Consider the following 10,897-nt stretch of genomic DNA (forward strand, 5'->3'; position numbering starts at 1 on the left):
TGCCACCCTATGGGGATGGCACCTTTTATTTGTGTCGTTATTTGTTGATAAATCGATATTCCTTGTCGAAACGTCGATATATTGAAAAAATCGTTGATATATTTGAAGTTATGATCGATATATTTGACAAATCGTCGATATAATTTCATGGCCTAATATTGGAGAAGTAATCAATTACAAATTCACGAAATTGCTGGGCGGTGTTTGATAAATAGCGTTTTTTTGACCAACTTAAGCCGATGGTTCGCGCGCAATTAGGTTCAATAATACGTAACTTATTTGATGCTAAAGTAGAGTTTTTCAATAAAGTTAAGCTTGGGACAAATGCGACACCGAGACCTTGTTTAATGAGGTCGCTAATCACAGTTGGTTCATCTACTTCAAAAGCAATATGCGGAGTGAAACCAGCTTCTTTACAAAATTCATCTGTTAAGTGCCGAAATCCGTAACCAGTGTTCATACTAATAAACGGTTCGTCTTTTACTTCATGCAGATAGATACTTTCGCGGTTTGATAACCGATGGCCTGAAGGAACGACTAAGAAAATTTCTTCTGTAATAAGTGGTTCCCAAATTATTTCCTCTCCTTCAATTGGCACAGAAGAGATACAAAAGTCGATTTCCATATTATCTAGTTGTCTTTTCATAGAAGGAGTAGATGCGAGAAATTGCTGGAATCGAACGTTAGGATGTTCTAGTAAAAAAGAACCGAGTAGTTCTGGTAATATTCTTGGAATAGAAACGGCTAGCGTAATAGAGCTTTGTTGTAAGTCAGCTAAATCTTTAATTTCTCGTTCGCCTTCACTTAATTCATGAAAAATGCGCTCTACTCGTTTTAAAAATACTTTCCCGAAAGAGTTTAATGTAATCTGTCGACCTTGGCGATCAAATAAAGGGACGCCTAAGTCCTTTTCTAGTCTAGCGATTGTTTTGCTGAGTGAAGGCTGCGCGATATGTAATTCTTCAGCTGCTTTTGTCATGTGTTCTAGTCGTGCGACTGTCTGAAAGTATTTTAATTGAAGAAGTTCCATTTTGACTCTCCTTTCTATAGATCAAAAGGAATGAATTGATAATTAAAGATGTATTATACAGTATGGAAAGTGACGTGTATAGTAAATCTGTTAAACCATTCTAATGGTGTTAAATTAGGAGAAGGAGTATGTTTCATGAAGGGAATTCAGCTTATATTTAAAGATTGGAAAGCGATGTGGCACCATAAACATGGGCGTATCGCTTTAATTTTTTTGTTAATCGTTCCTTTAATTTATTCAGGATTCTTTTTAGCTGGATATTGGGATCCGTACGGAAAATTAGATAAATTACCTGTTGCAGTTGTGAATTTAGATAAGGGTGCTGCGATGGATGAAAAAACAATTCATGCAGGGGACGATTTTGTTAAAAATTTAAAAGAGAATAAGGAACTGGCTTTTCATTTCGTATCAGAAAAAAATGCTGATGAAGGGCTCAAAGAAGACAAGTATTATATGGTTGTTACGATTCCAGAGGATTTCTCTAAAAAGGTAAGTACGCTTATGGATGAGAAACCAGAGCCGGCACAATTGCAGTACAAAGTAAATCCAGGTAAAAACTTTGTAGCAGCTCAAATTGGAACGACAGCTGTTGAAAATATGAAAACAAAAATCTCAAATAGTATTACGAAATCTTATACAGAAGGTGTCTTTTCAAAGTTTCAAGATTTGGCACAAGGTTTGAGTGATGCAAGTAACGGTGCTGGGAAGTTACATGAAGGGACGACAGATGCAAGAAATGGGGCAAATCAGCTTGCAGATGGTATTCATCGTTTAAGTGATGGGACGTCGAAAGTAAAAGAGGGAAGTGACAAGCTTGCGTCTAGCCAATCTGCTTTAACCGGGGGAGCAAATGAGTTAAGTCAAGGAGCGACATCACTTCATAGTGGTATGGAGTTACTAGCACAAGGTGAAAAAACGTTACAATCAGGAGTTAGTGAATTAAGTGCTGGTACAAATGAATGGGTGAGCGGAAGTGAAAAACTTGCTGAGGGGCAAGTGAAATTGGATGATGCAGCAAGTAGTGTGAAGAAACAATTAGAAGAGTACGTGAAAAGTCATCTGGAAGTGCAGCAAGATCCTGCCTTTCAAAAAATCGTTGCTACGTCTAATGGATTAGCTAAAGCAACAAATACTTTAAATAATAGCCAACAACAATTGACACAAGGTGCGAAGAAGATTGCTGACGGTCAACATAAGATTGAAGAAGGCATGAATACATTCGGAGTTAAGTTAAATGAAGCTACTGCTGGAACGAAGAAGATAGCAGATGGTACTTCGAATTTGGCTGATGGATTTACGAAGTGGAGTAGTGGATTTGTTTCCTTGCAAGAAGGTGTAAATCAGCTTGCAAACGGTGGAACGGAGCTGAATAATGGCGCTGGGAAGTTAACGAACGGTCTTGTTAAACTTGACGATGGTGCGAAAGAACTTTCTACGAAATTAGGAGAGGGCGCAGAGAAGATAGCGGATGTTCGCAATGATGATGCACGCAATACGATGTTCTCAGAGCCAGTTCAGTTAGTGAAGTCAACAGTGTCTGACGTACCTAACTACGGTTCAGGTATTGCACCATATTTCTTATCGCTTGCATTTTATGTTGGCGGAATTATGGCATCAAATATTTTACCGCTTGGCCGTAGACAAAATATGAAGGTAAGCGGAACGGTACATTTTGTTAATAAACTAGGATTGGTATATTTAATTGGACTCATTCAAGCGCTACTTGTAGATGTGGTAGTGCTAGGAGTTATGAAATTAGAAGTTGCAAGTGTGCCGCTCTTTGTTTTATCAAGTATTGTTATTTCCTTTACGTTTATGACATTTATTCTTATGTTAGTAACGGTATTTGGTCTTGTTGGGAAGTTTGCGGCAGTAACGCTTCTTGTCCTGCAATTAGCGACGAGTGGAGGTACCTTCCCGGGAGAATTAAATATAGCTGTTCTTAGCAAAATCGGACAGTTTCTTCCAATGTCTCATTCTCTTAGAGGATTACAAGATGTTATCTCTTTAGGAGATTGGTCGCAATTACAAATGCAAATTTTAATATTGTTATGTTACCTCGTGGTTGCTGGCGGAATTGCTTGGATCACGAGTCATATACAGCATAGAAAAACGAATGCAGAACAAATTTCTTAAAATGAAAGAAGCTATCCGATTTTTTCGGATAGCTTTTTCTTATTTCTTTTCCATTACCGCAAAGTAATTATTTTCATTATCCGCAAAGTTGAACGCTCTACCAGTAGGTAAATCTACAACTTGTCCAACTGTTACGTTTTTCTCAGAAAGATCTTTATACAGTTGATCTAAGTTATTAGAGAAGAACATAAGTGAAGGTGTATTTAAGTTTAATTCAGGTTGCATTTTCGCAATTAACGCTTTATCGTGAAGGACGATGCTTGTTCCAGCTTCTTTTGCTGGTGCAATCTCAATCCAGCGAAATCCTTTTCCGTTATTTTCTTCTGCGATGATTTGGAATCCTACTTTTTCTGTCCAAAATTGTACGGTTTCATCTTGGTTATTTACATATAGCATAATTTGTCCAACTTGATTAATCATAGATGTCTCCTGCTTTCTTTTCTTATATGTGTATAATTATATCAAATATATGGTTTGAATAGTTTTTCATGGTTTTTTCGAAGTGCAATCTTTGCCCATTTTATACTTTTTGTAGGCGAAGGTCCTGTAATCCATATATGAAATGGTAGTGTACTGCAAATGACCATTGTTGAAATAGATATAGCAGCTGTTAAGACAAAGAGTAATAAACTATATAGTATAGTATTTTCTTGCAATGTGAATAAGGAAAGAAATTGTGTGCATAGTTGCAAGAAGAAAAAATGTGCTAAATAAGCGCCATACGTGTAGTTTCCAATGAATCGTAACGTTTTATATAAAAAGCCTCGGCGCTGTACAATTGTAATAGATAACACGTACAGTATCATAATTTCACAGACAATGTATAAAAACATAGACGGTTTTAAATAAGTAGAAACGGTTAAATGGATAGAGTTTGCTCCGTAAAAACTAAATAACTCATAATTGATAAATAAAAATAAGATGAAAAATAATATTGTGATCAGCGGGATATGTTTCATGACGAATAGACGCCAAGTTTTTAGTGCTACAGCGGCAATACCGCCCATAACGAAATAGAATGAGTAGAATAGAAATGATCGATCTGTATAATGTAAAATGGTCGAACTCGTTAATTTTTCTCCATTAAAAATATAGTGAGAAGAGAACCACATTAATAGGAAGTATAGACACGCGAAAAAAGTCATATATGTATATATGTCTTTTTTATTTGTTGTTCGTTTTTGAAACCAATAAAATAGTGTGCAAAGTAAAGGGAACAATAAGTGAATTTGGAACATCATAATAACGTACCAAAGATGAGGTGCGGCCGTTCCGAGTAATAAACTTTTTATTCCGCCTTGTAATGTAATCATATCGTTTGTTGTTAACAAGTAAAGAATAGACCAAAAGAAATAAGGAATGAGTAAGTGTGTGGCTTTTTCAGAAATATATTCTTTGTATACTAATTGCTTTGTATAGTGACCAATTAAATGAAATCCAACGATAAATATGAATGCAGGTGCCGAAAATTTTGCAAGATTAAATAACATACCCATAATGAGGGATTGTTCAAGTAAGACATTACCTTGATTCATTGTATATAATAAGGAACTTTGCAAAACGACAGCAAGAAATGCAATGCTTTGCAAAACTTTAAACTCTGGTGCGCTTTGTTTCATTGTTTCCATCTCCTTTTCCATACATGATTATAGTACGGAGTAAGGATGAGAGGTGTGGAATATTTGTGAAGATTTTAACAAATTTGTGGCGGGAGGAGATGAATGAGATTATATCAATGATTTTTCGGATATATCTATCACAACTTCAAATATACCAACGATTTTTTCAATATATCGACGTTTCGACAAGGGATATCGACTTATCAACAAATAACGACAAAAAAGAGGATGCTCGTTTGGAGCATCCTCTTTCTATCTATTAAGCAAATTTGTTTTTGATCCAGTTCTTACCTTCTACAAGGCGGGCTGTCATTACGGCACAAGCGTTATCTCCTGTTACGTTTAACATCGTTGCAGGAGGGTCAATGATTGTACTAATTGCTGCAATAATTGGTAATGCTTCTGGCGGGAAGCCGTATAGAGAAACGATTAACATTTCACCAATCATACCGCCGCCTGGAATAGCGCCCATTACTGTTCCTACTAATAGAGAAACAACAAGTGCGATTGCTAACGTTTTCGGTCCTTCAAATTCCATGTTGAAAATACCGAATAAGAAAGCAATTTTTATTACGCCGCCTAAAACAGAGCCGTCTTTATGAAGTGTAGATCCAAGAAGGACAACTGTTTCACGAACATCAGAAGAAATACCCATTTTCTTCGTTGCTTCCAAGTTCGCTGGAATACTAGCAGCACTACTACAAGTTGCAAGAGATGTAACTGTAGGAGAGACCATGTTCTTCCAAAAAATTTGAACACCTTGCTTGCGACCTGCAAGGTATGCATAGAACGTGAAGAATACAAAGAAGTAAATTAGAGATGCTGGATAGTATACCATTGCTGCTCGGAAGTAAGTTCCAAGAAGTTGTGGTCCGAATTCACCAACTAATGCTGCGAAGTAAGCAGCAAGTCCGATTGGAGCGTAGTACATAATGAAAGATACGACTTTCATTGAAATCTCTGCACCAGCTTGTAGGAATGTAGCGAATGGTTTTCCTTTTTCACCAACTGCTGAAGTTGCAATCCCCATTAATATAGAGAAGAAAATAAGTGCTAACATATTTTCACGAGATAGTAACTTTGAGAAGTCAGATACTGTTAGAATACCAACGATTTGATCAGCAACGCTAACAGCTTTTTCAGCTTTATCAGGTTGTGTTAATTCTAATACAACACCTTGTGCTGGCGGGAATACTTTCACGATAATAATCATAAAAATAGCAGCTAAAATACTTGTAAATAAGAAAGTCCCAGCCATACTAGACATAATTTTACCGAAACGTTTTAATCCATCCATATTAGCAATAGATGACGCGATGCTAAAGAACACTAACGGTACAACAATCGTAAACATTAAGTTTAAGAAAATGTCACCAAGCGGCTTTAAAGCAACGGCATCGGCACCCATGAAATAACCAATGAAACCACCAATTAGGATAGAAGATAATAAAATAAGTGGAAAGCGATATGCCTTCATAAATATACCCTCCTATCAATTATAAAAAAAATCATACTGAATTATTATAGCGAGTTAGAGTCCTCTTTACTAGGAAAATACCGATAGATGGAATAGCGTGAAAACCGAGAAATTTTTGTTTTTAAGCTCGGCATACAGTTAGAAATCTAGACATATATATTTGTAACCTAAGTGGTGGCAAGGGTTGCACCATAACTTAGGTGTAGAAAAAGAGGGAGGGAAGCGGGATGAATATTTTACTTTGCTGTGCGGCGGGAATGTCTTCCAGTTTGATTGTTACAAAAATGGAGAAAGCGGCAGAGGCGAGGGAGATAGAGGTAAAGATTTGGGCTGTATCGGGTTCAGAAGTGAATAGCCACATCGACCAAGCAGATGTACTTTTACTTGGACCGCAAGTACGTTATTTATTACCGAAAATGAAAGAATTATGTAAGGAAAAAGGAATACCTGTCGATGTTATTCAATCTGTCCATTACGGGCTTTGTAATGGAGAAGCTATCTTACAAGCAGCTTTGTCGATGAAACCATGAGGAGAGTGGGATAGATGATACGGTTTTTAGAGAAATATGTAATGCCAGTAGCAGGCAGGGTTGCAGAGCAGAGGCATTTACAAGCGATTCGTGATGGAATTATTTTAACGATGCCATTCTTAATTATAGGCTCTTTTTTTCTTATTATTAGCGCTTTACCAATACCGGGGTATAATGATTTTATGGCAGGTTTGTTTGGGGAGAACTGGCAGAAAGCTTTAGGGTACCCAGTAAGTGCTACTTTTAATATAATGTCTTTAATAGCTGTTTTTGGAATCGCTTACAGGCTTGGTGAGTATTATAAAGTGGATGCTTTAGCATCTGGGGCATTGTCGCTTGTGACATTTTTGCTTGCAACTCCATTTCAAGTTGCATATATCATACCAAGCACGAAGGAAAGTGTGATTGTAGATGGGGCAATTCCAGCGGCGTTAATGGGGAGCCAAGGACTGTTTGTGGCGATGATTATTGCAATTATATCTACTGAAATTTATCGATTTATTGTACAAAAAAAGATAATTATAAAAATGCCAGAGACAGTTCCACCAGCAGTAACGCGTTCATTCGCTGCGCTTATTCCAGGTTTTATTGTTGTGACGGTTGTTTGGATCATTAGATTGATTTTTGAACAAACGACTTTCGGTAGTATTCATAATGTTGTAGGAAAGCTTTTGCAAGAACCACTTAGTGTACTAGGGGCTAGCCTTGGGGGGGCAGTAATCGCAGTTATTATTGTCCATGTACTTTGGGCGTGCGGAATTCATGGTGCTGCAATTGTTGGTGGTGTAATGAGCCCGGTTTGGTTGTCGTTAATGGATCAAAACCGAATTGCTTTTCAGGCTGGTCAAGACGTACCGAATACGATTACCGCACAGTTCTTTGATTTATGGATTTATATGGGCGGTTCTGGTGCAACATTAGCTTTAGTTGTAGGAATGCTATTGTTTGCGCGAAGTCAGCAGTTAAAAAGTATCGGTCGATTGTCGATTGCACCTGGTATTTTTAATATTAATGAAATGGTGACTTTCGGTATGCCGATTGTTATGAATCCACTTTTACTTATCCCATTTATATTAGTTCCGGTTGTGTTAACAATTGTTTCTTACTTTGCGATGGAATGGGGATTAGTTGCCCGTCCGAGCGGAGCTGCTGTTCCTTGGACTACACCGATTTTTTTTAGTGGATATTTAGGATCGGGCGGGAAAATTTCTGGTGTTATTTTGCAGCTTATTAACTTTGCACTAGCATTTTTCATTTATTTACCATTCTTAAAAATATGGGATAAACAAAAAGTGGCGGAAGAAAAGGGGGAGTAAAGAACTAAAATGGATATCATAGAGACGAAAGTTTTTCATTTAATTTTGCATGGGGGAAATGCAAGAAGTTGTTCAATGGAAGCAATTGATTGCGCAAAGCGTGGAAACTTCGAGGGAGCTAAGGCGAAGTTGCAGGAAGCTTTACATGAATTGCAAGAGGCGCACCGTGTACAAACGGAGCTCATACAGAAGGAAGCTGGTGGTGAAAAGACAGAAGTTACTCTTCTGATGGTGCACGCGCAAGATCATTTAATGAATGCAATTACGGTAAAGGAATTAGCGAGTGAGTTTGTAGAATTATATAGGAAGATGTCAGCAGCTGAATGAACCTTGCGTATGCAAGGTTTTTTTATGTTTTGAAAAGATTCTGTTATGACGAAATGAAGACCATTTACGCAAGGTTATATTTATTATTTTCAATTTTATGTAAAAATAAAAGTATAAAGGGGGTGGGAAATAGATGAAAGTTCGCATCGAGTTAGACCCATCACAAGTAGATGTAGAAATAATTATAAAAACAAAAGAAGTAACGGACGAAATTCAGCAACTTTTAAAAATAATAGAAGGTGGAAATACGAGTCAAATCGTTGGTGTGTTAGATCAGCAATATTATTTGTTGCATTTACATGATATTTATTGGTTTTATACAGAGGAAAGAAAAGTTATGGCAAAAACGAAAAAAGGGAATCTTGAGGTGAAGGCTCGTTTATATGAATTAGAGGAACAGTTAGCTAGAAAGCGTTTTGCCAGATTTTCTAAGTCAATACTTGCGAATTTAGAGCATGTAAAAAGTTTTGAAATGTCTTTTAGTGGTAGTATGTGTGCTCACTTTTCTAATGGAATGAAAGAATATGTTTCGAGGAAATATGTACCGCTTATTAAAGAGGCTTTAAATATAGGAGGAGGCTAAAAGATGATTGATAGAGTTATAAACAAAGTCGCTTTTGGATTAGGGATGGCGATGATATATAGTCTATTGTTTTTATGGATCGGTTATATAAAAGGGATAGAAACAGTAGAAATGAAAACGTTAATTATGTATTTAGTTACAGCTAGTATAGTAGGACTGATCTTTTCTTTCGCTTCATTTATTTTTGAAAAAGAAGAATGGAGTATATTAAAACAGACAAGTATTCACTTTATCATTTTACTAGGGACATTTTTGCCTACAGCAATTTGGATCGGGTGGATTCCGAATCGTCTTGGTCCGATTCTTGTTTGTATAGTAGGCTTTATTATTATTTACTTCATTATATGGTTTGTGATGACACTATATTGGAAACGAAAAATAGAAACATTAAATCATCAATTAAAATGAAAGAATTATGTATGTATGTGTGCGTACCATCAGTGGAGCTTTCGTTCCACTGATGGTATTTGCAATCCTCCTTTTTACGGATGAGTAAGAGTGATAATTAATCGACAGTAACAATTTCTCCTACACCACGAATTAATCTTTTTATATGCATCCGCTCTGGTTTTAATATATTTACGATATAATCAATTGCTATTTGCGGTTCAACGGTTGTACCGCACGTATAACAATCAATCGCTGCAAAGTTTTTTTCGGGATAAGTGTGAATGGAAAGGTGACTTTCTGATAGTAATACTAATACTGTAACGCCATATGGCTGGAATTTTTTTGTGCTTACGTTTAAAACATGTGCACCAGAGTAATCAGCAGCAGAAACTAAATGATGCTCTAAAAATTGAATATCATTTAATAGGGAAAAATCTACTCCCCATAAATCTACTATTATATGCTTACCGAAAGTAGAATATTCCATAGGGTAGCACTCCTTATTATAAAATGATCAAAATTCCATTTCTTTTTTGTAACATTGATGCAGGATAAGGTTCGAATCTGAATTTAAAAGGGAGTTGTTATGGTGCTCTAAATGCTCTTCTTTAAATTGAAATAAAGGAGCAAGAAGGGAAGGTAATGTTCGAGGAGTTGGTACTACGTATAATTGTTCAATTTGATTGAGTACATGTGAGGAGTTAGCAGCAATATGAAATCCCCAGTCAGTTCCGAAAGAAGGAACAATGATATGATAGCTTTTTACAGTTAATCCGGCGTTTTCAATTGTATTACCGATACTCCAATATACAAGAGGTGCATCAGCAGGTGAATTAGATTGGCAGACGAATGCACCATCTTCTGTTAAGAATGTAGCTATACGAGCAAAAAGTTCGCTTGTATATAAAGTACTTAACAACTCTGTTGATGGATCAGGAAAATCAATAATAATTACATCATATAAGGATGAAGGAGAATTTAGAAACTCTTTCGCATCGCATACGTGCACATTCACGCGATTATCAAAAAATGCATTGTTGTTTAAAGATACTATTTCTGGAACATTACGTGCCATATTAATCATCGCCTCATCTAAATCAACAAGGTCTACATGTAGCACAGTTTCATATTTCAAAACTTCTCGTAAGGCAAGACCATCGCCGCCACCTAATATGAGGACACGTTTTGGATCAATGACTTTAGACATGATTGGATGTACAAGCGCTTCATGATAAATTTGCTCATCAACGGAACTAAATTGTAGTTGGTTGTCCAAATATAAACGAACATCGCTTACTTGTAGCAAATTAATATTTTGGTAATTGCTTTTTTCTTCAAATAAACTTGTATGCTCGCCAGCTTGTATTTCTTTTAGGGAAATTTCATCCCATATATCTAAGTTATGTGAATTTGTTTCTATTGTAGGCTCAAATGGTGTTTGCTTATCTTGCTTGTCCTGTTTATCGTGTTTGTCCTGTTTGTCTTGCTT

The 10,897-nt window shown here is 36.5% G+C and carries 12 protein-coding genes; 6 read left to right on the top strand and 6 right to left on the bottom strand.

Features of this window, described 5'->3' with window-relative positions:
• Window positions 1-145: 145 nt before the first annotated feature.
• Window positions 146-1,030 carry a LysR family transcriptional regulator gene (locus DN410_RS10075; protein WP_149176380.1) on the bottom strand — a complete coding sequence of 295 codons (885 nt, stop codon included), beginning with the start codon at window positions 1,028-1,030 and terminating at the stop codon, window positions 146-148.
• Window positions 1,031-1,165: 135 nt separating this feature from the next.
• Between DN410_RS10075 and DN410_RS10080 the strand changes: the two genes are divergently transcribed.
• A complete protein-coding gene (locus tag DN410_RS10080; protein WP_149176381.1) occupies window positions 1,166-3,166 on the top strand; it encodes a YhgE/Pip domain-containing protein in 2,001 nt (666 codons plus the stop codon).
• Between the two features lie 39 nt (window positions 3,167-3,205).
• Here DN410_RS10080 and DN410_RS10085 read toward each other — a convergent pair whose 3' ends face one another.
• The 3 genes from DN410_RS10085 to DN410_RS10100 all read right to left on the bottom strand — a co-directional run bounded on the left by DN410_RS10085 (window position 3,206) and on the right by DN410_RS10100 (window position 6,262).
• Window positions 3,206-3,586, bottom strand: coding sequence for a VOC family protein (locus tag DN410_RS10085; RefSeq protein ID WP_149176382.1), 381 nt, complete (start codon window positions 3,584-3,586; stop codon window positions 3,206-3,208).
• 41 nt (window positions 3,587-3,627) lie between these two features.
• Window positions 3,628-4,785 carry an acyltransferase gene (locus DN410_RS10090; protein ID WP_149176383.1) on the bottom strand — a complete coding sequence of 386 codons (1,158 nt, stop codon included), beginning with the start codon at window positions 4,783-4,785 and terminating at the stop codon, window positions 3,628-3,630.
• Between the two features lie 259 nt (window positions 4,786-5,044).
• A complete protein-coding gene (locus DN410_RS10100; protein WP_149176385.1) occupies window positions 5,045-6,262 on the bottom strand; it encodes a dicarboxylate/amino acid:cation symporter in 1,218 nt (405 codons plus the stop codon).
• A 227-nt stretch (window positions 6,263-6,489) separates the two neighbouring features.
• On the opposite strand from DN410_RS10100, the gene DN410_RS10105 reads away from it, so the two are divergent.
• From DN410_RS10105 to DN410_RS10125, 5 genes are all read left to right on the top strand, one after another.
• A complete protein-coding gene (locus DN410_RS10105; RefSeq protein ID WP_149176386.1) occupies window positions 6,490-6,792 on the top strand; it encodes a PTS sugar transporter subunit IIB in 303 nt (100 codons plus the stop codon).
• A 14-nt stretch (window positions 6,793-6,806) separates the two neighbouring features.
• Window positions 6,807-8,108 (top strand): PTS cellobiose transporter subunit IIC, encoded by a 1,302-nt coding sequence (gene celB / locus DN410_RS10110; RefSeq protein WP_149176387.1) that lies wholly within the window; start codon window positions 6,807-6,809, stop codon window positions 8,106-8,108.
• Between the two features lie 9 nt (window positions 8,109-8,117).
• Window positions 8,118-8,435, top strand: a complete 318-nt coding sequence (locus tag DN410_RS10115; protein ID WP_149176388.1) for a PTS sugar transporter subunit IIA — start codon at window positions 8,118-8,120, stop codon at window positions 8,433-8,435.
• Window positions 8,436-8,568: 133 nt separating this feature from the next.
• Entirely contained in the window at window positions 8,569-9,018 is a 450-nt protein-coding gene (locus DN410_RS10120; protein WP_149176389.1) for a LytTR family DNA-binding domain-containing protein, read from the top strand.
• 3 nt (window positions 9,019-9,021) lie between these two features.
• Window positions 9,022-9,426 (top strand): DUF3021 domain-containing protein, encoded by a 405-nt coding sequence (locus DN410_RS10125; RefSeq protein WP_149176390.1) that lies wholly within the window; start codon window positions 9,022-9,024, stop codon window positions 9,424-9,426.
• A 97-nt stretch (window positions 9,427-9,523) separates the two neighbouring features.
• Here DN410_RS10125 and speD read toward each other — a convergent pair whose 3' ends face one another.
• Together speD and DN410_RS10135 are read right to left on the bottom strand one after the other, a co-directional pair.
• Window positions 9,524-9,895 carry an adenosylmethionine decarboxylase gene (gene speD, locus DN410_RS10130; protein ID WP_149176391.1) on the bottom strand — a complete coding sequence of 124 codons (372 nt, stop codon included), beginning with the start codon at window positions 9,893-9,895 and terminating at the stop codon, window positions 9,524-9,526.
• A gap of 27 nt (window positions 9,896-9,922) precedes the next feature.
• Window positions 9,923-10,897, bottom strand: a 975-nt coding sequence (locus DN410_RS10135) for a polyamine aminopropyltransferase (RefSeq protein WP_149176392.1), incomplete at its 5' end; no start/stop codon positions are given.

Origin of the sequence: Bacillus sp. SH5-2, assembly GCF_008368905.1 — a bacterium.
GTDB lineage: Bacteria > Bacillota > Bacilli > Bacillales > Bacillaceae_G > Bacillus_A > Bacillus_A luti.

Bases quoted from the DNA above. Each gene is read 5' to 3' on its own strand.
- DN410_RS10075 (WP_149176380.1), bottom strand. From the start codon at position 1,030: ATGGAACTTCTTCAATTAAAATACTTTCAGACAGTCGCACGACTAGAA.
- DN410_RS10080 (WP_149176381.1), top strand. From the start codon at position 1,166: ATGAAGGGAATTCAGCTTATATTTAAAGATTGGAAAGCGATGTGGCAC.
- DN410_RS10085 (WP_149176382.1), bottom strand. From the start codon at position 3,586: ATGATTAATCAAGTTGGACAAATTATGCTATATGTAAATAACCAAGAT.
- DN410_RS10090 (WP_149176383.1), bottom strand. From the start codon at position 4,785: ATGAAACAAAGCGCACCAGAGTTTAAAGTTTTGCAAAGCATTGCATTT.
- DN410_RS10100 (WP_149176385.1), bottom strand. From the start codon at position 6,262: ATGAAGGCATATCGCTTTCCACTTATTTTATTATCTTCTATCCTAATT.
- DN410_RS10105 (WP_149176386.1), top strand. From the start codon at position 6,490: ATGAATATTTTACTTTGCTGTGCGGCGGGAATGTCTTCCAGTTTGATT.
- celB (WP_149176387.1), top strand. From the start codon at position 6,807: ATGATACGGTTTTTAGAGAAATATGTAATGCCAGTAGCAGGCAGGGTT.
- DN410_RS10115 (WP_149176388.1), top strand. From the start codon at position 8,118: ATGGATATCATAGAGACGAAAGTTTTTCATTTAATTTTGCATGGGGGA.
- DN410_RS10120 (WP_149176389.1), top strand. From the start codon at position 8,569: ATGAAAGTTCGCATCGAGTTAGACCCATCACAAGTAGATGTAGAAATA.
- DN410_RS10125 (WP_149176390.1), top strand. From the start codon at position 9,022: ATGATTGATAGAGTTATAAACAAAGTCGCTTTTGGATTAGGGATGGCG.
- speD (WP_149176391.1), bottom strand. From the start codon at position 9,895: ATGGAATATTCTACTTTCGGTAAGCATATAATAGTAGATTTATGGGGA.